This is a genomic window from Streptomyces sp. NPDC031418 (genome assembly GCF_055581605.1).
Window position 1 is genome coordinate 33,619 of record NZ_JBVIJC010000019.1, and the last position, 20,583, is coordinate 54,201.

The 20,583-nt window shown below is 71.8% G+C and carries 21 protein-coding genes; 6 read left to right on the forward strand and 15 right to left on the reverse strand.

Annotated elements, in window-relative coordinates:
* Nucleotides 1-29: 29 nt before the first annotated feature.
* Complete coding sequence (locus ACZ5CZ_RS26690; RefSeq protein WP_385844840.1) at nt 30-605, reverse strand: acyl-CoA thioesterase; 576 nt, start codon at nt 603-605, stop codon at nt 30-32.
* Nucleotides 606-697: 92 nt separating this feature from the next.
* Here ACZ5CZ_RS26690 and ACZ5CZ_RS26695 point away from each other — a divergent pair, with 92 nt between their 5' ends.
* On the forward strand, nt 698-2,014 hold the full coding sequence (locus ACZ5CZ_RS26695) for an LCP family protein (protein ID WP_468946654.1): 1,317 nt from the start codon (nt 698-700) through the stop codon (nt 2,012-2,014).
* 66 nt (nt 2,015-2,080) lie between these two features.
* Here ACZ5CZ_RS26695 and ACZ5CZ_RS26700 read toward each other — a convergent pair whose 3' ends face one another.
* Together ACZ5CZ_RS26700 and ACZ5CZ_RS26705 are read right to left on the reverse strand one after the other, a co-directional pair.
* Entirely contained in the window at nt 2,081-2,443 is a 363-nt protein-coding gene (locus tag ACZ5CZ_RS26700; protein WP_385844842.1) for a four-helix bundle copper-binding protein, read from the reverse strand.
* Nucleotides 2,444-2,565: 122 nt separating this feature from the next.
* A complete protein-coding gene (locus ACZ5CZ_RS26705) occupies nt 2,566-3,723 on the reverse strand; it encodes an acyl-CoA dehydrogenase family protein (protein WP_385844843.1) in 1,158 nt (385 codons plus the stop codon).
* 190 nt (nt 3,724-3,913) lie between these two features.
* Between ACZ5CZ_RS26705 and ACZ5CZ_RS26710 the strand changes: the two genes are divergently transcribed.
* Nucleotides 3,914-5,257: a UDP-glucose dehydrogenase family protein gene (locus ACZ5CZ_RS26710; protein WP_385844844.1), complete on the forward strand. Its 1,344-nt coding sequence runs from the start codon at nt 3,914-3,916 to the stop codon at nt 5,255-5,257.
* A 99-nt stretch (nt 5,258-5,356) separates the two neighbouring features.
* Nucleotides 5,357-5,716, forward strand: a complete 360-nt coding sequence (locus ACZ5CZ_RS26715; protein ID WP_467546838.1) for a VOC family protein — start codon at nt 5,357-5,359, stop codon at nt 5,714-5,716.
* Between the two features lie 4 nt (nt 5,717-5,720).
* Here the strand turns inward: ACZ5CZ_RS26715 and ACZ5CZ_RS26720 are convergent, their stop codons facing one another.
* Together ACZ5CZ_RS26720 and ACZ5CZ_RS26725 are read right to left on the reverse strand one after the other, a co-directional pair.
* A complete protein-coding gene (locus tag ACZ5CZ_RS26720) occupies nt 5,721-6,848 on the reverse strand; it encodes a dipeptidase (RefSeq protein ID WP_467546836.1) in 1,128 nt (375 codons plus the stop codon).
* A 129-nt stretch (nt 6,849-6,977) separates the two neighbouring features.
* Nucleotides 6,978-7,337, reverse strand: a complete 360-nt coding sequence (locus ACZ5CZ_RS26725) for a MerR family transcriptional regulator (protein WP_385844847.1) — start codon at nt 7,335-7,337, stop codon at nt 6,978-6,980.
* Between the two features lie 62 nt (nt 7,338-7,399).
* On the opposite strand from ACZ5CZ_RS26725, the gene ACZ5CZ_RS26730 reads away from it, so the two are divergent.
* On the forward strand, nt 7,400-8,557 hold the full coding sequence (locus ACZ5CZ_RS26730) for an oxidoreductase (protein ID WP_468946660.1): 1,158 nt from the start codon (nt 7,400-7,402) through the stop codon (nt 8,555-8,557).
* Here the strand turns inward: ACZ5CZ_RS26730 and ACZ5CZ_RS26735 are convergent.
* The 3 genes from ACZ5CZ_RS26735 to ACZ5CZ_RS26745 are packed head-to-tail and all read right to left on the reverse strand — an operon-like array spanning nt 8,497 to nt 11,350.
* Nucleotides 8,497-9,684 (reverse strand): dipeptidase, encoded by a 1,188-nt coding sequence (locus tag ACZ5CZ_RS26735; protein WP_468946663.1) that lies wholly within the window; start codon nt 9,682-9,684, stop codon nt 8,497-8,499. The two genes, ACZ5CZ_RS26730 and ACZ5CZ_RS26735, sit on opposite strands and share 61 nt — an antisense overlap.
* Nucleotides 9,685-9,689: 5 nt before the next feature.
* On the reverse strand, nt 9,690-10,214 hold the full coding sequence (gene purE, locus ACZ5CZ_RS26740) for a 5-(carboxyamino)imidazole ribonucleotide mutase (RefSeq protein ID WP_385844850.1): 525 nt from the start codon (nt 10,212-10,214) through the stop codon (nt 9,690-9,692).
* Nucleotides 10,211-11,350, reverse strand: a complete 1,140-nt coding sequence (locus tag ACZ5CZ_RS26745) for a 5-(carboxyamino)imidazole ribonucleotide synthase (RefSeq protein WP_385844851.1) — start codon at nt 11,348-11,350, stop codon at nt 10,211-10,213. Before ACZ5CZ_RS26745 ends, purE begins: the two co-directional genes overlap by 4 nt.
* A gap of 171 nt (nt 11,351-11,521) precedes the next feature.
* Here ACZ5CZ_RS26745 and ACZ5CZ_RS26750 point away from each other — a divergent pair, with 171 nt between their 5' ends.
* The gene (locus tag ACZ5CZ_RS26750) at nt 11,522-12,022 is read left to right on the forward strand and encodes a GtrA family protein (RefSeq protein ID WP_385844852.1); all 501 of its coding nucleotides are present in this window, start codon (nt 11,522-11,524) and stop codon (nt 12,020-12,022) included.
* A gap of 9 nt (nt 12,023-12,031) precedes the next feature.
* On the opposite strand, the gene ACZ5CZ_RS26755 is transcribed toward ACZ5CZ_RS26750, so the two are convergent.
* Entirely contained in the window at nt 12,032-13,303 is a 1,272-nt protein-coding gene (locus tag ACZ5CZ_RS26755; protein WP_385844853.1) for an ATP-binding protein, read from the reverse strand.
* Nucleotides 13,304-13,379: 76 nt separating this feature from the next.
* Nucleotides 13,380-14,057 carry a response regulator transcription factor gene (locus tag ACZ5CZ_RS26760; protein WP_020940464.1) on the reverse strand — a complete coding sequence of 226 codons (678 nt, stop codon included), beginning with the start codon at nt 14,055-14,057 and terminating at the stop codon, nt 13,380-13,382.
* A gap of 510 nt (nt 14,058-14,567) precedes the next feature.
* Between ACZ5CZ_RS26760 and ACZ5CZ_RS26765 the strand changes: the two genes are divergently transcribed.
* Complete coding sequence (locus ACZ5CZ_RS26765; protein WP_385844854.1) at nt 14,568-16,073, forward strand: oligopeptide:H+ symporter; 1,506 nt, start codon at nt 14,568-14,570, stop codon at nt 16,071-16,073.
* Between the two features lie 74 nt (nt 16,074-16,147).
* Here the strand turns inward: ACZ5CZ_RS26765 and ACZ5CZ_RS26770 are convergent, their stop codons facing one another.
* The 5 genes from ACZ5CZ_RS26770 to ACZ5CZ_RS26790 all read right to left on the reverse strand — a co-directional run bounded on the left by ACZ5CZ_RS26770 (nt 16,148) and on the right by ACZ5CZ_RS26790 (nt 20,569).
* On the reverse strand, nt 16,148-17,422 hold the full coding sequence (locus ACZ5CZ_RS26770; RefSeq protein WP_468946669.1) for a hypothetical protein: 1,275 nt from the start codon (nt 17,420-17,422) through the stop codon (nt 16,148-16,150).
* Nucleotides 17,419-18,612, reverse strand: a complete 1,194-nt coding sequence (locus ACZ5CZ_RS26775; RefSeq protein ID WP_468946671.1) for a hypothetical protein — start codon at nt 18,610-18,612, stop codon at nt 17,419-17,421. Before ACZ5CZ_RS26775 ends, ACZ5CZ_RS26770 begins: the two co-directional genes overlap by 4 nt.
* Nucleotides 18,609-19,433 (reverse strand): COG1470 family protein, encoded by an 825-nt coding sequence (locus ACZ5CZ_RS26780; RefSeq protein WP_468946673.1) that lies wholly within the window; start codon nt 19,431-19,433, stop codon nt 18,609-18,611. The genes ACZ5CZ_RS26775 and ACZ5CZ_RS26780 overlap by 4 nt, the downstream gene beginning before the upstream one ends.
* A 40-nt stretch (nt 19,434-19,473) precedes the next feature.
* Nucleotides 19,474-20,157: an LPXTG cell wall anchor domain-containing protein gene (locus ACZ5CZ_RS26785; protein ID WP_468946676.1), complete on the reverse strand. Its 684-nt coding sequence runs from the start codon at nt 20,155-20,157 to the stop codon at nt 19,474-19,476.
* A 229-nt stretch (nt 20,158-20,386) separates the two neighbouring features.
* Nucleotides 20,387-20,569: a hypothetical protein gene (locus tag ACZ5CZ_RS26790; RefSeq protein WP_385844859.1), complete on the reverse strand. Its 183-nt coding sequence runs from the start codon at nt 20,567-20,569 to the stop codon at nt 20,387-20,389.
* Nucleotides 20,570-20,583: the final 14 nt, after the last annotated feature.

Consider the following 20,583-nt stretch of genomic DNA (forward strand, 5'->3'; position numbering starts at 1 on the left):
GGACGACAGCGCGCCCCTCAGGGGCGGCCCTACTCTTCGTAGCCCTCTGCCGTGCGCTTCTCCCGCAGTTCGCGGATGGCGCGGCGGCGGGCCAGGCGGTGGGTGCGGCGGATCTGGGCTTCCTGGTAGCGGCGGCGGTCGCGGTCGGTCTCCGGGAGGACCGGCGGGACCCGGCGCGGCCTGCCGTCGGCGTCCACGGCCGCGAAGACCAGGTAGGCGGAGCCGACCTGGGTGGGCGGGGCGGACTCGTTCCAGCGCTCGGCGAGGACCCGGACGCCGACCTCCATGGAGGTCCGGCCGGTCCAGTTCACCTGGGCCTTCACATGGACCAGGTCACCGACGCGGACCGGCTCCAGGAACGCCATCTCGTCCATGGAGGCGGTGACGGCGGGACCGCCGGAGTGCCGGCCGGCCACGGCGCCCGCCGCGTCGTCGACGAGCTTCATGATCACACCGCCGTGCACCGTCCCCAGCAGGTTGGTGTCGTTGTGGGTCATGATGTGGCTGAGGGTGGTGCGCGAGGCGGACGTGGGCTTGCCCGGGATGTCTGTTTCCGCGCCCGTGGCCTGGTCTGTCATGCCCTCCACCTTATGCCGAAGCGACATTCGCGGAATTTGTGTCAGCTTGGCAACAGCGCCGACCCTATTTTCCGACAGGCCTTGTAAGGCACCTGGAGCGGCCCGGCACACTGGGGCCCATGAATGACTGGCCCGAGGGATGGTCCGACGACAACCGTGACCCCCGCTACGGACGCGGCAGTGCCGGCGCACAGCCGGAAGGCGCCCAGGTGATGCGTCAGGTGCGGCGCGGTCCGGCGGTACCGCCCGGCCCCCGCTCGGCGTACGGCGGCCCCGGCCGCTCCGCGCCGCCGTACGGCGCCGGAGTCCCGCAGCAGCCGTCGTACACCGACGGCCAGGGTTATGACGAGGGCACCGGCTTCGACAGCGGCTACAACACCGGTCAGGTCTACGGCGCCCCCGGCGGCCGCGGTCCCGGCGGTCCGGCCGGTGCGCCGGGCCGGGCGGCGCGGCCCGCGCCGAACTGGCGGCGCCGGATCAAGTGGACGGCGATCACGCTGGCGACCGTGCTGGTCGTCACCTCGGTCGCGACCTACTTCTGGGCCGACTCCAAGCTGCGCCGCGAGGTCGACCTGTCCAAGGTCATCGACCGCCCGGAGAGCGGCTCGGGCACCAACTACCTGATCGTCGGCTCGGACAGCCGCGAGGGCATGTCCAGGGCGGACGAGAAGAAGCTGCACACCGGCGCCGCCGAGGGCAAGCGCACCGACTCGATGATGATCCTGCACGTCGGCGACAACGGCGACACGCTGGTCTCGCTGCCGCGCGACTCGGACGTGGAGGTCCCGTCGTACAAGGGCTCGACGTCCGGGAAGGTCTACCCGGCGAGAGGCCGGCACGAGAAGCTGAACGCGGCCTACGCCGAGGACGGCCCGACCCTGCTGGTGCGCACGATCGAGTACAACACCGGTCTGCACATCGACCACTACGTGGAGATCGGCTTCCAGGGCTTCGCGAACATCGTGGACGCGGTCGGCGGTGTCGACATCACCATCGACCACGCCTTCAAGGACAAGTGGTCCGGCGCCGACTTCAAGGCGGGCAAGCAGACCCTGAACGGGCAGCAGGCGCTCGCGTTCGTCCGGACCCGGCACGCCTTCGCCGCCTCCGACCTCCAGCGCACCAAGAACCAGCAGAAGTTCCTGTCCGCGCTGGCCCACCAGGTGGCCACGCCGTCGACGATCCTCAACCCGTTCAAGTTCTACCCGGTGATGGGCGCGGGCCTGGACTCGCTGATCGTCGACAAGGACATGTCGCTGTGGGACCTGGCCTCGATGTTCTGGGCGATGAAGGGCGTCAGCGGCGGTGACGGCACCTCGATGAACATGCCGATCTCCGGCTCCACGGGCGGCAACCTCGTCTGGGACAAGGCGAAGGTGAAGACGCTGGTGGACGAGTTGAAGAACGACCAGAAGGTCACCGTCTCCGGCACCTGACGGCTGCGGCGGGACCGAGGGCGCCCGGAGCGGGTGCCCTCGGCCGCCGGCCTCAGCGGGCCGGGCTCACATGCTCGCGCCCGCCATCGCGCGACAGGTTTCCGCGCAGCGGCGACACGCCTCCGCACAGCGCATCATCATCTGGTCGTCGGGCATGGACATACACGCCTCGGCGCACATCTCGCAGACCCTCGCGCACATGGCGCACATGTCGCCGGACATGGGCGAGCGCCGCATCATCATGTCGGCGCACATACGGGTCGTCTCGGAGCAGTCCATGAGCGCGCGCATGACCTGCATCTGCGCCTGGCCGCCCTGCTGCATGCAGGAGCTCATGGCCTCCTCGCACATGTTGTGGCAGTTCATGCAGGCCTCGATGCAGTCCTGCATCTGCCGGGTCAGGGCGGGCATCATTCCGGACTGGGTCATGGCTCCTCCTCGGAGGCGGGGACCCGGGACGGGTCCCGTGTGCTTCCGTCCTACGTCCCCCGGCCCCGCGCCGCATGTGACCGACCGGTCACCAGGCGCACCGAGGAGGAGCCGGTCCGGCCCTACGGCAGGTTGCGGGCCATCACGATCCGCTGGACCTGGTTCGTGCCCTCATAAATCTGGGTGATCTTGGCGTCGCGCATCATGCGCTCCACCGGGTAGTCACGGGTGTAGCCGTAGCCGCCGAGGAGCTGGACGGCGTCGGTGGTGACCTCCATCGCCACGTCCGAGGCGAAGCACTTGGCGGCTGCGCCCAGGTAGGTGAGGTCGGCGTCGCCGCGCTCGGAGGCGGCGGCGGCCTGGTAGGTCAGGGCGCGGGCGGCCGAGATCTTCATCGACATGTCGGCGAGCATGAACTGGATGCCCTGGAAGTCGGCGATCGCCTTGCCGAACTGCTTGCGCTCCTGGACATAGCCCTTGGCGTAGTCGAAGGCGCCCTGGGCGACACCGAGCGCCTGGGCGGCGATGGTGATGCGGGTGTGGTCCAGGGTCTTCATGGCCGTCATGAAGCCGGTGCCCTCCTCGCCGATCATGCGGTCGGCGGGGATGCGGACGTTGTCGAAGTAGACCTCGCGGGTCGGGGAGCCCTTGATGCCGAGCTTCTTCTCCGGGGCGCCGAAGGACACGCCCGGGTCGGACTTCTCGACGACGAAGGCGGAGATGCCCTTGGAGCGCTTCTCCGGGTCCGTCACGGCCATCACGGTGTAGTACTCGCTGACGCCCGCGTTGGTGATCCAGCGCTTGACGCCGTTGAGGATCCAGTGGTCGCCGTCGCGGACCGCCTTGGTCTTCATGCCGGCGGCGTCCGAGCCCGCCTCCGGCTCGGACAGGCAGTACGAGAACATCGCGTCGCCCTTGGCGAGCGGACCCAGGTACTTCTTCTTCAGCTCCTCGGAGCCGGAGAGGATCACCGGCAGCGAGCCGAGCTTGTTCACGGCGGGGATGAGGGAGGAGGAGACGCAGGCGCGGGCCACCTCCTCGATCACGATGACCGTGGCGAGCGCGTCGGCGCCGGAGCCGCCGTACTCCTCGGGGACGTGCACGGCGTGCAGGTCGTTGGCCACCAGGGCGTCCAGGGCCTCCTGCGGGAAGCGGGCCTCCTCGTCCACCGCGGTGGCGTACGGCGCGATCTTCGCCTCGACCAGGGAGCGGACGGCGTCGCGGAGCATGTCGTGCTCCTCGGACGGGCGGTACAGGTCGAAGTCAGCCGATCCGGCCAAGGTCTCTCACGCTCCAAAGACGCAGTGATACTGACGCAGTGATGACGCTAATTACCGTTAAGTAACTCAAATTTTAGAGGGCAGCCCGGGGGACGCCTACGTGAGCTTGGTGACAGCGGGGAAATTGCCCGGTGGGCGGCCCGACTATGCTCGGGCTCCGCATCACCGACGTACCCGTTCTGGAGCACCCATGAGCCTGAAGATCACCGTGATCGGCACCGGCTATCTCGGCGCCACGCACGCCGCGGCCATGGCCGAACTGGGGTTCGAGGTGCTGGGGCTGGATGTCGTACCGGAGAAGATCGCTCTGCTGGAGCGCGGCGAGACCCCGATGTTCGAGCCGGGGCTGGACGAGCTGCTCCGCAGGCATGTGGCGGGGATCGAGGGCTCGTCGGGGCGGCTGCGGTTCACCACCGACTGGGCCGAGGTCGGCGCCTTCGGTGATGTGCACTTCGTGTGCGTGAACACCCCGCAGAAGCACGGCGAGTACGCCTGTGACATGAGTTACGTCGACTCCGCGATCGCCTCCCTCGCCCCGCATCTGCACGGCCCCGCCCTGGTGGTCGGCAAGTCGACCGTGCCGGTCGGGTCCGCGGACCGGCTGGCCGCCTATCTCGCCGAGCACGCCCCGGCCGGCGGCGACGCCGAGCTGGCCTGGAACCCGGAGTTCCTGCGCGAGGGCTTCGCCGTGCAGGACACCCTGCACCCGGACCGGATCGTGGTGGGTGTGCGCAGCGAGCGGGCCGAGAAGCTGCTGCGCGAGGTGTACGCGACGCCGGTCGGCGAGGGCACGCCGTTCGTCGTCACCGACTTCCCGACCGCCGAGCTGGTGAAGACCGCCGCGAACTCCTTCCTCGCCACCAAGATCTCCTTCATCAACGCGATGGCGGAGGTGTGCGAGGCCGCGGGCGGTGACGTGGCCCGGCTGGCGGAGGCCATCGGGCACGACGACCGGATCGGCGCCAAGTTCCTGCGCGCCGGGATCGGCTTCGGCGGCGGCTGTCTGCCGAAGGACATCCGGGCGTTCATGGCGCGGGCGGGCGAGCTGGGCGCGGACCAGGCGCTGACCTTCCTGCGCGAGATCGACTCCATCAACATGCGCCGGCGCGGCCAGATGGTGGAGATGGCCCGGGAGGCGCTGGGCGGCGGCTCCTTCCTCGGCAAGCGGGTCGCGGTGCTCGGCGCCACCTTCAAGCCCGACTCGGACGACGTCCGGGACTCGCCCGCGCTCAACGTGGCCGGGCAGATCCATCTCCAGGGCGGCCAGGTGACCGTGTACGACCCCAAGGGCATGACCAACGCCCGCCGGGTCTTCCCGACCCTCGGCTATGCCGACTCGGCGCTGGACGCGGTGCGCGGCGCGGACGTCGTGCTCCACCTCACCGAGTGGCGCGAGTTCCGCGAGCTGGACCCGGCGGCGCTCGGCGAGGTCGCGGCGGACCGGCTGATCCTGGACGGGCGCAACACCCTCGACCCGGAGCTGTGGCGACGGGCCGGCTGGACCTACCGGGCGATGGGCCGCCCCACCGCCTGACCGCACGGCAGGGTGACGCCGTTTCGGCCGAGGCTCAGTCGGCCGAACCGGCGTCGTTCCGCATTCTGCACCACGTCCACGCAACACGAGGAGGTAGTCATGGCTCTCGCCACATTCGGTGTCGTCGTGCTGGACTGTCCCGACCCACGGGCGCTGGCCGGCTTCTACGCCGCCGTCCTCGGCGGCACCCCCGAGGGCCAGGGGGACTGGGTGGAGCTGAAGGTGCCGGGAGGGCCGACGCTGGCGTTCCAGGAGGCTCCGCAGTACGTGCCGCCGCGCTGGCCCGGACCGGACGGCGACCAGCAGTTCCACCTGGACCTGGTGGCGCCGGACCTGGACGCGGCCGAGAAGGCGGTGCTGGAGCTGGGGGCGCGTCCGCTGGACACCGCGGACCGCGAGCGCACCTTCCGGGTGTACGCGGACCCCGTGGGGCACCCCTTCTGCCTCTGCACCTCCTGACGGCTCAGGGCTGGTCCAACTCGGTGATCTTCGCCGTCGAGGCCTCTCTGCGGTGCTGGGCGGCGCGGGCCATGAAGTCCGCGCTGCGCAGCACCCGCTGAACGTTTCCCCAGGTCAGCAGGGACAGCTCGGTCTCGGACCAGCCGCGCCGGAGCAGCTCGGCGATCAGATGGGGGTAGCGGGAGGCGTCGGCGAGGTCGCGCGGGTGCACGGCGCCGGAGTCATAGGTGCCGGACAGGCCGACGCACTCCGGGCCGGCCACGTCCCGGACGTGGTCGAGGTGGTCGGCGACGTCCTGGACGGTCGGGCCGGTCTGCTCGGCGGTCAGCGGCACCATGCACAGGCCCTTGGCCGCGCCCAGCGCGGTGAGCAGGTCGTCGGGCAGGTTGGCGGGGTGCGGGCGCAGCACCCGGGCGGCGGAGCGGGTGCACAGCACCGGTGTCTTGGACAGCGCCACGGTCCGCTCGGCGGTGGCGTGCGAGGCGCCGGAGACGTCGGCGAGCACGCCGAGCCGGTTCATCTCCCGGACGACCTCCTCGCCGAACCGGGTCAGGCCCGCCTGGCCCGCCCAGGCGGTGCCGGCGAGGGTGAGCACCCGGAGGCCGAGGGCGTGCAGGATGCGCAGGATGCCGAGGGAGTCGCCGAGCGCGGTGCCGTCCGCCGGGCCCAGCACCACGGCGACCCGGCCGCAGTTGCGGGCGTCGATGACCTGGCCGGCGGTGCGCACCAGGCGCAGCCCCTCCGGGTGGGCCTCGATCACCGAGCGGACCAGGTCCAGCTGCTCCAGGGTGGCGGCCGTCGCGCGCTCGCCGCCTCCGGCGCTGTCGGGCTCGCCGGGCTCGGCGGGCAGGTGCAGCGACCAGAACAGGGCGCCGACATGGCCCTCGCGCATCCGCGGCACGTCCGTGTCGATGGCGGCCTCGCCCAGCTCCAGGTCGTACCAGGGCAGATGGCGCAGGGCCCAGGGCAGGCCGCTGTAGCCGTCGGCGACCGGGTGGGCGGCGAGGAGGGCGTGCGCCCGGTCCAGGGCCTCGGCCGAGCCGGCCGGCCCCGGCGGGAAGGGGTCGTCCGGCAGGCCGTCGTCCTCGCCGACCTCGGTCGTGGAGGGGATGTCGTCCTGGAGGTCGGCCATGGGGGCTCCGTACGTCGTCGTGGGGCTACGTCGGTCGTGAGCTACGGCGTAGGTGGCTGGCGTACCGCCCACGGTCGCATGGAGCCGAGGGGATGTTCCTGATGAGTGGGGCGTTCGGGGGTACCGCGGTCAGGATCTGCGGGCCGTGCGGATGACCTCGTCCAGGGTGTCCCGGGAGCGCCGGAGGTCGGCGATCATGCGGTCGATGCGGTCGCGTTCGGCGGTGAGGTCCTCGACCAGGCGCGGGGTGGCGATCGCCGAGGGGCCGCCGTCCTCGTCGCGCATGCAGGGCAGCAGCAGGCGGATCCTGTCGCTGTGCAGGCCCGCCGCGTACAGCTCCTGGATGCGGATGACCCGGTCGACGGCCCGCTCCGGGTAGTCGCGGTGGCCGCCGGGGGTGCGCTCGCTGGCGAGCAGGCCCTGGGTCTCGTAGTAGCGCAGCGACCGCTCGCTCACGCCGGTGCGCCGGGCCAGTTCACCGATGCGCATGCCGTCACCTCCACGCCCGAGGACTTGAATCTGACATCAGTGTCAAGTTCTACCGTGCGGCCATGCCGCAGACAACGCACTCCATGGACTCCACGGACCTCCTGGCCCCGGCCCGCCTCGGCGCGCTGGAACTCCCCAACCGCCTGGTGATGGCCCCCCTCACCCGCAACCGCGCGGAGGCCGACGGCACCCCGACCGACCTGATGGTCACGCACTACGCCCAGCGCGCCTCGGCCGGGCTGATCGTCGCCGAGGGCTCGACACCGAACGCGGTCGGGCAGACGTACCCGAACATCACCGCCGTCCACACCGACCGGCACGTGGCGGGCTGGCGCCGGGTCACCGACGCGGTGCGGGCGGCCGGCGGGCGCATGTTCCTCCAGCTCCAGCACGGCGGCCGGGTGGGCCATCCGGCGACCAGCGGTCTCACCCCGGTGGCGCCCTCCCCCGTCCCGCTGCCGGAGACGATCTTCACGCCGGACGGGCACCGGCCGGCCGTCGCGCCCCGGGAGATGACCGCCGACGACATCCGCGCCACGGTCGCCGACTTCGCCGCCGCCGCCCGGCGGGCGCGCGACGCGGGCTTCGAGGGGGTCGAGGTGCACTCGGCCAACGGGATGCTGCTGCACCAGTTCCTCGCGGACAACACCAACCGCCGGCGCGACGGCTACGGCGGCCCGGTGCAGCGGCGGGTGCGGTTCGCGGCGGAGGTGACCGAGGCGGTGGCCGAGGCGATCGGCGCGGACCGGGTGGGCATCCGCATCTCCCCCGCGAGCACCGTCAACGGGGTGCGGGAGGAGGACACCGAGGGCCTCTACGCCGCGCTCCTGGACCGGCTGCGGGGGCTGGACCTCGCCTATCTGCACCTGGTCCGCTCGGACCCGGGCACGGCCTGGTACCGGCGGATCCGCGCCGACTGGCCCGGCGTGCTGATCGGCAACCCGGACCTGACCGACCTGTCCGCCGGGGCCGTCGCCCGGGCGGCGCGGGAGATGCGGGCGGCCGGCGCCGACCTGGTGGCCCTCGGCCGGCCGTTCCTCGCCAACCCGGACCTGGTCGACCGGCTGCGGCTCGGCGCCCCGCTCAACCCGGTCCGGGACCGGTACTTCATGTACGTGGGCGGGGCCGAGGGCTACAACGACTACCCCGCCCTGGCCGGTCAGGCGGGGCTGCCGTCCAGCGCCGCGATGGTCGCGTTGGACGGCGACCGCGTGGCCTGAAGGTCACGGGCGACGTCCTCGGCCGCGCCCAGCACCCGGACCGCGTTCTGCCAGGTCAGCTTGGCCAGGTCGGTCCTGGACCAGCCCCGGTCGATGAGTTCGGCGAGGAGGTTGGGGTAGCCGGAGACGTCGTTCAGGCCGTCCGGGGTGAAGGCCGTGCCGTCGTAGTCGCCGCCGATGCCCAGGTGGTCGATGCCGGCCACCTCGCGCATGTGGTCCAGATGGTCCGCGATCGTCGACACCGTGGCCACCGGGCGCGGCACGCGCTCCTCGAAGGCGCGGTGCAGCCGCATCGCCTCGGGGCTGGTGTCCAGGTGGTGGAAGCCGTGGGCGCGCAGGTTGTCGTCGGCCGCGGCCGTCCACTCCACGGCCGCCTGGAGCACGAACTTCGGTACGAAGGTCACCATCGCCATGCCGCCGTTGGCGGGCAGCCGCTCCAGCACGTCGTCCGGGACGTTGCGGGGGTGGTCGCAGACCGCGCGGGCGGAGGAGTGGGAGAAGATCACCGGAGCCTGTGACGTGTCCAGCGCGTCGCGCATCGTCGTCGCCGCCACGTGCGAGAGGTCGACCAGCATGCCGAGCCGGTTCATCTCCCGGACCACCTCGCGGCCGAAGCCGGACAGGCCGCCCACGCCCGGCTCGTCGGTCGCCGAGTCCGCCCAGTCCACGTTGGAGTTGTGGGTGAGCGTCATGTAGCGCACCCCGAGCGCGTACAGGCCGCGCAGGGTGCCGAGCGAGTTGGCGATGGAGTGGCCGCCCTCGGCCCCCATGAGGGAGGCGATACGGCCCTCCTTCCGCGCCGACTCCATGTCCGCGGCGGTCAGCGCGGGCGCCAGGTCCTGCGCGTAGCGGGCCAGCAGCTGCCGGACGCAGTCGATCTGCTCCAGGGTGGCCGCGACCGGCTCGGGCTGCTCCGCGGGCACGTAGACCGACCAGTACTGCGCGCCGACCCCGCCCTCGCGCAGCCGGGGCAGGTCGGTGTGCAGGCGCTCGTGCTGGTGCCCGGCGATGTCGAGCGCGTCGAGGTCGTACCCGGCGTGCTCGCGCAGCGCCCACGGCAGGTCGTTGTGGCCGTCGACCACCGGGAACTCGCGCAGCAGGGCCCGGGCCTGGTCCAGAGCTGCCACGGCGGTCACTTCCCGAAGCCGAAGCCGCTGCCCGCGCCCTCGACCTTGGAGCGCAGCCGCTTGCCCTTCTCGGTGGCCTGGTCGTTGAGGTCCTGCTGGAAGTCGCGCATCTTGTGCAGCAGCTCCTCGTCGTGCGCGGCCAGCATCCGGGCGGCGAGCAGACCGGCGTTGCGGGCACCGGCGACGGAGACCGTGGCGACCGGGACACCGGCCGGCATCTGCACGATCGACAGCAGCGAGTCCATGCCGTCCAGGTACTTCAGCGGCACCGGGACGCCGATGACCGGCAGCGGGGTGACCGAGGCGAGCATGCCGGGCAGGTGGGCGGCGCCGCCCGCCCCGGCGATGATCACCTTCAGGCCGCGGTCGGCGGCCTGCTCGCCGTACGTGATCATCTCGCGCGGCATCCGGTGCGCGGAGACGACGTCGACCTCGTAGGCGATCTCGAACTCGTCGAGTGCCTTGGCGGCGGCCTCCATGACGGGCCAGTCGGAGTCCGACCCCATGACAATGCCTACGACCGGGCTCATTCGGTGATCGTCCCTCTCAGGTAGCCGGCAGCGTGACGGGCGCGCTCCAGCACGTCGTCCAGGTCGTCGCCGTAGGTGTTCACGTGACCGACCTTGCGGCCGGGCTTCACGTCCTTGCCGTACATATGGATCTTGAGCTTGGGGTCGCGGGCCATGCAGTGCAAGTACGCGGAGTACATGTCCGGGAAGTCGCCGCCGAGGACGTTGGCCATGACCGTCCACCGGGCACGCGGGCGCGGGTCGCCGAGCGGCAGGTCCAGCACGGCCCGCACATGGTTGGCGAACTGGCTGGTGATCGCGCCGTCCTGGGTCCAGTGGCCCGAGTTGTGCGGGCGCATCGCCAGCTCGTTGACGAGGATGCGGCCGTCGCGGGTCTGGAACAGCTCCACCGCGAGATGGCCGACGACGCCCAGCTCCTTGGCGATGGTCAGGGCCATCCGCTCGGCCTTCAGCGCCAGCGCCTCGTCGAGACCGGGCGCGGGCGCGATGACCGTGTCGCAGACGCCGTCGACCTGCTGGGACTCCACCACCGGGTAGGCGACGGCCTGGCCGTGCGGGGAGCGTACGACGTTGGCGGCCAGCTCGCGGACGTAGTCGACCTTCTCCTCGGCGAGGACCGGCACCCCGGCCCGGAACGGGTCGGCGGCCTCCTCGACGGAGTCCACGACCCACACACCCTTGCCGTCGTAGCCGCCGCGGACGGTCTTGAGGACCACGGGGAAGCCGTCGCCCTCCGCCGCGAACCGGGCGACATCCTCCGGATCCTCGACGATCCGGTGCCGTGGGCACGGGATGCCGATCGAGTCGAGCTTCGCCCGCATCACGCCCTTGTCCTGGGCGTGCACCAGCGCGTCGGGCCCGGGGCGCACGGGGATGCCGTCCGCCTCCAGGGCCCTGAGATGCTCGGTGGGTACATGTTCGTGATCGAAGGTGATCACATCGCAGCCCCGCGCGAACGCGCGCAGCGTGTCCAGGTCGCGATAGTCGCCGATGACGACATCGCTGACGACCTGCGCCGCGGAATCCTGAGGGGTGTCACTGAGAAGCTTGAACCTGATGCCCAACGGGATGCCCGCTTCGTGCGTCATACGCGCGAGCTGCCCCCCGCCGACCATGCCGACTACCGGGAACGTCACACCCCTAGCGTATCGGCCGCGCCGGTGCGGCCGGATCGCGTCCCTCTCACCACCTCTTACCCGCGGCTTCCCACCCTCTTCCCGAGCCCTGGCCCGGTCCGCGGGCATCGGCCGGTCCGCCTGGATAGCATGGCGGGGTTGACGAAACCTACCGACGGGAGCTGCACAGCCATGGAACCTCGTTCCTCGGGGCTGCAACGGCTCGTACGCGAGGTGGTCAAGTTCGGCGCCGTCGGCGGCGCCGGCGTCCTGGTCAATCTCGGCGTGTTCAACCTGGTCCGGCACACCTCCGACCTGCCGGTGGTGCGGGCCAGCATCATCGCCACGGTCGTCGCGATCGTCTTCAACTACGTCGGCTTCCGGTACTGGACGTACCGGGACCGCGAGAAGAGCGGCCGGACCAAGGAACTCACCCTGTTCCTGTTCTTCAGCGTGATCGGGCTGGTGATCGAGAACGGCGTGCTCTACCTGGCGACGTACGGCTTCGGCTGGGACAGCCCGTTGCAGAGCAACGTCTTCAAGTTCCTCGGCATCGGCATCGCGACCCTGTTCCGCTTCTGGTCCTACCGCACCTGGGTGTTCCGCGCCCTGCCCGCCCAGGAGGCGGAGTCGATCCTGGCGGCCCAGCCACCCCACCCCCAGCCGGAACCCAAGTCCGAGCGGATCCCGTAAGGCGCCTGCTCAGCGGACCGTCGGGCGGGCTTCGTCCGTCTTGCGGGCCGGAGGGGTGCGGGAGAGGAAGAGGCCGAAGACCGGCGGCTGTGCCTGAAGCAGCTCCAGGCGGCCGCCGTCGGCTTCCGCGAGGTCGCGGGCGACGGCCAGGCCGATGCCCGTCGAGTTGCGTCCGCTGATGGTCCGCTCGAAGATCCGCGCCCCGAGGTCGGCCGGGACACCCGGCCCCTCGTCGGTCACCTCGACCACCGCCTGGTTGCCGGTGACCCGGGTGCGCAGCGCGACCGTGCCGCCGCCGTGCATCAGGGAGTTCTCGATCAGGGCGGCCAGCACCTGGGCGACCGCCCCCGGCGTGCCGACGGCCTTCAGATGGCGCTTGCCGGAGCTGACGATGGCGCGGCCGGCGCTGCGGTAGGCGGGCCGCCACTCGGCCAGCTGCTGCTGGATGACCTCGTCCAGGTTGAAGGTGACGGCGGAGCCGGTGCGCGGGTCGCGGGAGTTGGTCAGCAGCCGCTCGACCACGTCCGTGAGCCGCTCCACCTGGGTCAGCGCGACGTTGGCCTCTTCCTTCACCGTCTCCGGATCGTCGGTGAGGGTGATCTCCTCCAGCCGCATCGACAGCGCGGTCAGCGGGGTGCGCAGCTGGTGGGAGGCATCGGCGGCGAGCCGCCGCTCGGCGGTCAGCATGCGTGCGATCCGCTCGGCGGAGGAGTCCAGCACATCGGCGACCCGGTCCAGCTCCGGCACGCCGTACCGCTTGTGCCGGGGCCGGGGGTCGCCGGAGCCGAGCCGCTCCGCCGTCTCGGCGAGGTCGGTCAGCGGGGAGGCCAGCCGGTTGGCCTGGCGGACCGCGAGCAGCACCGCGGCGACCACCGCGAGCAGCGCCACCAGCGCGATGATCAGCAGGGTCCGGCCGACCTCGCGGGTCACCGAGGAGCGCGGCTCCTGCACGGTGACCCGTTCGCCCTCCTCGCCCGTCTGCGTGGCGCTGATGACATCGCCCTGCGGCTTGCTGCCGATCTCGATCGGCGGCTTGCCGGGCATCCGGATCACCGCGTACTGGTCCTTGCTGACCGGGTTGCGCAGCACGTTCGCGTTGACGTTCTCGGAGGCGAGGATCCGGCTGTCCACGATGCTGGCCAGCCGCACCGCCTCGGAGTCCACCCGCTCCTGGGCGCTGTTGCCGATGGTCCGGGTCTCGACGATCACCAGGGAGATGCCGAACACGGCGATCACCACGAGGACGACGGCGAGGGTGGACTGGATGAGACGTCGACGCATGTTCCGTTACCTGGGGTGATCGCGGGGCCCCCGCGCGGGGCTGCTCGGCTCTTCCCGAACTCGGCTCTTCCCGAACTCAGCTCTTCTCGAAGCGGAAGCCGACTCCGCGCACCGTGGCGATGTAGCGGGGGTTGGCCGCGTCGTCGCCGAGCTTCTTGCGCAGCCAGGAGATGTGCATGTCGAGGGTCTTGGTGGACGACCACCACGTGGTGTCCCACACCTCGCGCATCAGCTGGTCCCGGGTCACCACCCGGCCGGCGTCGCGCACCAGCACCCGCAGCAGGTCGAACTCCTTGGCGGTGAGCTGGAGCTCCTCGTCGCCCATCCAGGCCCGGTGGGACTCCACGTCGATCCGCACCCCGTGGGTGGCCGGCGGCTGCTGCGGCTCGGCGGCACCGCGCCGGAGCAGCGCCCGCACCCGGGCGAGCAGTTCGGCCAGCCGGAAGGGCTTGGTGACGTAGTCGTCGGCGCCCGCGTCCAGGCCGACGACGGTGTCCACCTCGTCGGCACGCGCGGTCAGGATGAGGATCGGCACGGTGTGGCCGTCGGCGCGCAGCCGGCGAGCGACCTCCAGGCCGTCCATGCCGGGCAGGCCCAGGTCGAGTACGACCAGATCGACGCCGCCCTGCATTCCGGCGTCGAGTGCGGTGGGGCCGTCCTCGCGCACCTCCACCTCGTACCCTTCCCGGCGCAGGGCGCGGGCCAGCGGCTCCGAGATGGACGCGTCGTCCTCGGCGAGCAGTACACGGGTCATGGGGTGATGGTAGTCCGCCCGCCGGGCGTCCTGGGGTGTGATCGGATTCCGGTGTTCTTACCTTCCCGACCTGGTGGTACGGACCATTGTCCTGGGGATGCGATCGTAGGAGAGACCTTCGAATTCCGTAGCGCGGTTCCCGTGACACCTGTGATCCGCGTCTCAAGTCCTTCCATATCCGGCACTGTCCTGCCGTATGGTGACCTGAACGCCTGTAGTACACACCGGGGACCTTTGGCGGGAATCTGACGCTGAAGGTCCTCTTTGTGTGCGGGCCGATCAAGATCACTTCTGGTCGGCCTTGAAAGGAATGACCTACTGGCCGGGCTCCGCGGCGCATCGATGCGCGGCGGGGCGTGGATCCCGGTGGTCGCCGTCCACCGTTGCCGTAATCCGGCGGCGGACTCCCTTCGGGCGTTGGGGGCGGACGACCGACCTCGCCGGTGCCGGCCGCTCCCCCACCGGGCGCGCAACGCTCCAGCAGCGCGTCCCGACCAGCAAGGAACGACCATGGCGTCCAGCCTGACGAAGGACTCGGTCCGCACGGGCACCCCCGTCACCGAGAAGACCTTCTTCGGCCACCCCCGCGGCCTGGCCACCCTCTTCATGACCGAGATGTGGGAGCGTTTCTCCTACTACGGCATGAGGGCCCTGCTCCCGCTGTACCTGGTGGCCCCGAGCGGCCTGCACCTGACCGCGGGCACGGCGACCGCGATCTACTCCGTGTACGTGTCGCTCGTGTACCTGCTCGCGCTGCCCGGCGGCTGGTTCGCCGACCGTGTACTCGGTCCCCGCAAGACGGTCGCCGTCTCGGGTCTGATCATCATGCTCGGCCACCTGTGCCTGGCGCTGCCCGTCGCCGCGAGCTTCTTCGTCGGCCTGGGTCTGGTCGCCATCGGTTCGGGTCTGCTGAAGGCCAACATCTCCACGATGGTCGGCCACCTCTACAAGGGTGCGGACGACCCGCGCCGTGACGGTGGCTTCACCCTCTTCTACATCGGCATCAACCTGGGCGCCTTCGCCGCGCCGCTGGTCATCGGCACCGTCGGTGAGAACGTCAACTGGCACCTGGGCTTCGCGCTGGCCGCGCTCGGCATGGCGCTGGGTCTGGCCCAGTACCTGCTCGGCGGCCGTCACCTGAACCCGAAGAGCAGCGAGGTCCCCACCCCGCTGACCGCCGACGAGAAGTCGGCCACCCTGCGCAAGGGCCTGATCTGGCTCGCGATCGCCGCGGTGTTCTACGGCGTCGTCGGCGGCACCGGTCACTTCACCCTGAACTGGGCGCTGATCCCGCTCACCCTCATCGGTCTGATCGTGCCGATCCTGGTCATCGCCCGCATCCGCCGGGACAAGGACCTGGACGCCGCCGAGCGCTCCAAGGTGTCGGCGTACATCTGGTTCTTCGTGGCCGCCGCCGTCTTCTGGATGATCTACGACCAGGGTGGTTCGACCCTGTCGCTGTTCGCCAGCAGCTCGGCCAAGAACTCGGTCCTCGGCTGGAACTTCCCGGTCTCCTGGTACCAGTCGGTCAACCCGGTCATGATCATGGCGCTCGCCCCGGTCTTCGCCTGGCTGTGGCTGTGGCTGAACCGGCGCGGCCAGGAGCCGAGCACCATCGTGAAGTTCGCCTCCGGCCTGGTGCTGATCGGCGCGTCCTTCTTCCTCTTCCTCGCCCCGCTGAACGTCGCCGAGGGCGGTCACAAGGCCGCGGCGATGTGGCTGGTCGCGATCTACTTCGTGCAGACCGTGGGTGAGCTGACGCTGTCGCCGGTGGGTCTGTCCGTGACGACGAAGATGGCGCCGAAGAAGTACGCCTCGCAGATGATGGGCGTCTGGTTCCTCGCGGTCACCGCGGGTGACTCGATCACCGCGCTGATGTCGAACCCGGCGGTCGGCGGGGTCAACCTCGACAAGATGGGCTTCGTCGCCCTGGAGGCCGTGCTCGCCGTGATCGCCGGTGGCGCGGTGTGGATGTACCGGAGCAAGGTGAACAAGCTGATGGGCGACGTTCGCTAGTCGCTCGGACTCGGCGGAGGGCCCTCGCATCCTTGGGGATGCGAGGGCCCTCTGTCATAGGTGGGGGCGCCCCTTCAGCGCGTACGGCGCCTCGGCATGAAGGTGAAGACCGCCGCGCCCAGCAGGATCGCCGTGCCCGCCACCAGGCCCAGGGCCTTGAGGGCGCCGTGGTCGTCCGCGCCGGTGTCGGCGAGGCCGCCGGAGCCCGAGCCGGAGGTGGACGCGGTGCCGGTCGAGCCGCCGCTGGTGGAGGTCCCGCCGGAGGCGCCGCCCGGCTGCTGGGCGGTGTCCAGGGTGAGGGAGACCGCCGTCTTCGTCGGGGTGCAGGTGGTGGTCGTACCGAGCGCCTTGACCGTCAGGACGCCCGGGGACAGGGTCGAGGTGCCGCTGGCGCCGGGCTTGTAGGTGCCGGTGAGGTCCGGGATCTCGATCGGCTGCCCGGATTTGATCGCCTGGGCGTTGGCCGGCCCCTCCACGTGCACGGTGCCCTTGTCCGCACCGCCCAGCACCACCTCCATGGACGGCTTCACCGAGTCCTTCGGGATGTCGGCGGGGCTGTCCATCACGGACTTCTTGAAGTGCACGGTGAGGCCGTAGTTCCCGCCGCTCTTGCGGGCGTCGATCTGCACCGGCGAGGTCGCGCTCTTGTCGCCGATCGGCGTCTTGCAGGCGTAGGGGATCTGCACCTCCTTGCCGGGGAAGTCGGTCTGCCCGCCGCCGCCGGTCGGGGTGGCCGTCGGGGTCGCAGTCGGGGTGGCCGACCCCGTGGGTGTGGGCGTCGGCGTCGGCGTCGGGGTGGAGGTGCCGCCGCCCGCGCCGGTCACCTGGATCGTCGCCGCCTTCTGCACCGCCTCCTTCGGCGTGCACCTGGTGTCGGTCGACATGGCGTTCACGGTGTACGCGTCCGGTGTCAGCGTCACCGTCCCGGCCGCCGTCAGTTTCAGGCTGCCCTTCATGTCGGACAGCACCATCTCGCCGCCCTTGGGGACCGCCGGGTTCTGCCGCGGCCCCCGCAGGGCGACGTCGGCCGTCTGCGCCCCGGCCGCCTTCAGCACGCCGGAGGGCTGCACCGAGTTCGCGGGCAGGTCGATGATGTCCGGGTTCCTGGACGCGGCTTTGACGAACTTCCACACGATGTCCACCGTGTCGCCGACCTTGGCCGTGGCCGGGGCGGTGACCTGGACCTCGGTGGTGCCGTCCACCGGACTGATGCCCGCGGGGGGCACACAGTGGGTGGCGTACGACACCGTGGCCGCCTGCGCGGGTGCCGCGGCCAGGCCCAGCAGGACGCCCGCTCCGCTCAGCGCCAGCGCGGCACCGGCCGCCGTACCTCTCCTTCGGATGCTCACGTGGGTCCTTTCGTCGTGGGAGTCGGAGGACTCGTCGGGCTGTCGTCGGGCGGTGCGGAGAGCCGGCCGGCCGGGCCGCCCGGAGCGGACTCCGGGGTGAACCACGGCAGGGTCGGGGTCGTAGGGGGCGTGGGGGACGTGCGGGTCGTAGGGGCCGTGCGGATGGCCGGGGCGCCCGTACGGGCCTTACGGGTCTTAGGGGCCGTAGGGGACTTAGGGGTCGGCGGCCGTACCCGGTCCACCACGGCCATGCCGATGCGGAACAGCGCGGCCGGGACGACCAGGCAGAGCAGGAGCCAGAACAGCGTCACGCCCCAGGGGCGGCCCACGGCCCACGGCTGCTCGGCGAGGAGCCTTCCGCCGTACTTCAGGGAGACGGTGTAGTCGCCGTGCGCCCCGGCCGACAGCTCGACCGGCAGCTCGATCTCGGCCTTGGCGCCGGGCGCGAGGGTGCCGTGCCACTGCCGGTCGTCCCACTGCGGGGCGAACACGCCGTGCGCGGTGCCCACCTGGAACACCGGTTCCTTGATGGTGCCGGTGCCGGTGTTGCCGACGGTGAGGACGAGAGTGCGGCTCGGCGGGGCCCCGAACCAGGTCAGCACCGAGCCGGAACCGGTCAGCCGGGTGTCGGACAGCACCGCCAGCCGGCCGCCCGCGCGCTCGGCGGGCAGCGGCGCGACGGGGTGCCCGGCCACCTTCAGGACGGCGTCCGCCTCGGCTCTGGTCCCGGTGACGGTGGCCACGTGCACCACGCACGGGCAGGGCACGGGCGGCTCGGCGACCGGCAGCCGCCTGCTGAAGTCGCCCCGGGCGTCGGTGGTCACCGCCCGGCCGTCGCCGTTGGCGCAGGAGTTGGTGCCGCCGAGCACGCCCCGGGCGGGGGTGGCGCGCCCGCAGATCAGCAGCATCAGCAGGGTGCGCGGCCGCCAGCCGGTGCCGCCGACGGTGACCGAGCCGCCGGCGCCGGCCTCGGCCGCCGACAACGTCACCGTGGGCCGCCCCTGAGCCGCCGACAACGTCACCGTGGGCCGCCCCTGAGCCGCCGACAGCCTCACCGTGGGCTGTCCCTGGGCCGCCGGAGCCGGAGCCGCGGCCCACAGCAGGGCTGCCAGCAAGGCCGCCAGCAGGGCCACCGGCGCGAGCAGTGCCGCCGCCGCGGCCGGGCACCGGGTCCGTGGGGTGCCGTTCACGTCGACGCTCCCTCCGTGGCCGTCGTACGACCCCGCCGCCGACGCCGTCGTACGACCCGCAGCGCGCCCGCCCCGGCGAGGAGCGCGCCGGCCGCGCCCGCCGGGGCCTGCCAGGGCACGAACCGCGCGGACGCGGTCGCCGTGGCGTGGGCGCCGCCGGCCGCCGTGACCGTGAGCCGTACGTCGACCGCATCCAGCGCGGGCCGGTCCGGCCAAGGCTCGGTGAAGTGGAGGCGGGTGCCGGGGCGCAGCCGGACGGGCAGGGGGCGCGCGGGGCGGTCCAGGACCCGGCCGAGGACCCCGTCCGCGCGCACCGCGAGCCGCGGTACGAGGACGGTCGTACCGCGGTTGACCAGGTCGTAGGTGATGCGGTCGGCGTGGACGGCGAGATGCTCGACGGTGAGCGCGGCGAGCGCCGGACCGGCCACGCGCAGCCGCAGCGGCACGGTCGCGGTCCGGCCGCCGGGGTCGCGCGCCGCGATGGCGCCGGTGCGGTCACCGGGCTCGGCCCCGGCCGGGACGGTCACCGTGAAGGGCACCTCGGCGCGGGTGCGGGCGGGCACGCGGACGGACGCCGCGGCGAACGCGACCGGGACGCCGGTGCCGGACAGCCGTACGACGACGGGCCGCCGCCCGGGGTTGGTCACGGAGACGGTGTCCTCGAGGACCGTGCCGGGCGGTCCCTCGGCGTACAGGGAGGGGCGTCCGCCGCCCGCGGGCGCGAGGGTCCAGTCGGCGGCGGCGGCCGGGGCGGCGCCCAGGAGCAGCAGCGGGGGCAGCAGCGCGGGCAGGAGGCGTACGGCGCGGGGCAGCGGCGGCATGGGCGGCTCCAGCGGTGAGGGGCCGGGGGCGGCCGCGGTGTCAGCTGCGGGCGGCGTGGCCGCGCCGGGTCAGCCACAGGGCGCCCGCGGCTCCGGCGAGCAGGACCGTGCCGCCGAGCGTGCCGAGGGCGATCGTGGAGTCCTCGGGGCCGGTCTGCGGGAGGCTGCCGCCACCGCCGGAGCCGGAGCTCCGGGATGAGCCGTGGGAGGAGCCCGGCGCCGTCACGTCGACCGTCAGGCCCGGCTGGGGACTGTTGGTCGGGGTGCAGGTCGTGGTGGTGCCGATCGCCTTGATGGTGAGCGTGCCCGGGGTGAAGGTGACCTTGCCGGTCTTCTTCGGGGTGTAGACGCCGCTGAGATCGCTGATCTTGATGGGCGTGTTGGGGGGTATGGCGGCCGTGTTGGCGGAGCCGTTCACCGTGAGGGTGCCGCTGTCGGCGCCGCCCAGCACGACCGTGGCGCTCGGCGTCATCGCGCCCTTGCCCAGCTCGACGGGGCTGGAGGAGACGCCCTTCTGCCAGGACATGGTGATCCGGTAGCCGGAGCCGCTCCGGACGCCCGTCATGGCGATGGGCGAGACGGCGCTCTTGATGCCGATCGGCGTCTTGCAGCGGTAGTCGACGTCCACGACGGCGGCGTGCGCCGCGGGCGCGGCCAGCAGCACCGCCGAGCCGGCCAGGGCCGCGGCGGACGCGAGCGCGGCGGTTCGCTTCGGGTACGACACGTTCGGTCCACCCCAATCATTCCTGACGGCACATCAGATTCGGCCGTCAAGGTACGCCCGGGCCCCTGCGGAGGGAAGACGCATCACACGCCGGAGTTGTGGGGATCCGGCGGGTGCGCCGAGCGGCCGGAGTGGAGAGGCGTGGCGCGCGAGTCGCCGTACACACACAAGGTCTGCCGCACCGTCAGCAGCGGTGCGGCAGACCTGAGTTACGCGTCGAACGGCGTGACTACTCGTCGAAGTCGTCCGAGATGTCGTCGAACTGGGACTGCGAGCGCTCACGCACCTCGTCCTGCGCCTGCCGGCCGCGCTCCTGGCCCTGCTGGCCGCGCTGCTGAGCCTGCCGCTTGGCCTGCTCGGCCTTCTCCTTGGCCTGCCGCGCCTTGCCCTGCATCTCGTCCTTGATACCCATGGCTTCACTCTCCT

What these genes read in the sequence shown, in the direction of transcription:
- purE (WP_385844850.1), bottom strand. Translation starts at nt 10,214, where the DNA reads ATGAGCCCGGTCGTAGGCATTGTCATGGGGTCGGACTCCGACTGGCCC.
- ACZ5CZ_RS26760 (WP_020940464.1), bottom strand. Translation starts at nt 14,057, where the DNA reads ATGACCCGTGTACTGCTCGCCGAGGACGACGCGTCCATCTCGGAGCCG.
- ACZ5CZ_RS26700 (WP_385844842.1), bottom strand. Translation starts at nt 2,443, where the DNA reads ATGACCCAGTCCGGAATGATGCCCGCCCTGACCCGGCAGATGCAGGAC.
- ACZ5CZ_RS26755 (WP_385844853.1), bottom strand. Translation starts at nt 13,303, where the DNA reads ATGCGTCGACGTCTCATCCAGTCCACCCTCGCCGTCGTCCTCGTGGTG.
- ACZ5CZ_RS26725 (WP_385844847.1), bottom strand. Translation starts at nt 7,337, where the DNA reads ATGCGCATCGGTGAACTGGCCCGGCGCACCGGCGTGAGCGAGCGGTCG.
- ACZ5CZ_RS26780 (WP_468946673.1), bottom strand. Translation starts at nt 19,433, where the DNA reads ATGCCGCCGCTGCCCCGCGCCGTACGCCTCCTGCCCGCGCTGCTGCCC.
- ACZ5CZ_RS26715 (WP_467546838.1), top strand. Translation starts at nt 5,357, where the DNA reads ATGGCTCTCGCCACATTCGGTGTCGTCGTGCTGGACTGTCCCGACCCA.
- ACZ5CZ_RS26720 (WP_467546836.1), bottom strand. Translation starts at nt 6,848, where the DNA reads ATGGCCGACCTCCAGGACGACATCCCCTCCACGACCGAGGTCGGCGAG.
- ACZ5CZ_RS26690 (WP_385844840.1), bottom strand. Translation starts at nt 605, where the DNA reads ATGTCGCTTCGGCATAAGGTGGAGGGCATGACAGACCAGGCCACGGGC.
- ACZ5CZ_RS26695 (WP_468946654.1), top strand. Translation starts at nt 698, where the DNA reads ATGAATGACTGGCCCGAGGGATGGTCCGACGACAACCGTGACCCCCGC.
- ACZ5CZ_RS26765 (WP_385844854.1), top strand. Translation starts at nt 14,568, where the DNA reads ATGGCGTCCAGCCTGACGAAGGACTCGGTCCGCACGGGCACCCCCGTC.
- ACZ5CZ_RS26730 (WP_468946660.1), top strand. Translation starts at nt 7,400, where the DNA reads ATGCCGCAGACAACGCACTCCATGGACTCCACGGACCTCCTGGCCCCG.
- ACZ5CZ_RS26710 (WP_385844844.1), top strand. Translation starts at nt 3,914, where the DNA reads ATGAGCCTGAAGATCACCGTGATCGGCACCGGCTATCTCGGCGCCACG.
- ACZ5CZ_RS26750 (WP_385844852.1), top strand. Translation starts at nt 11,522, where the DNA reads ATGGAACCTCGTTCCTCGGGGCTGCAACGGCTCGTACGCGAGGTGGTC.
- ACZ5CZ_RS26790 (WP_385844859.1), bottom strand. Translation starts at nt 20,569, where the DNA reads ATGGGTATCAAGGACGAGATGCAGGGCAAGGCGCGGCAGGCCAAGGAG.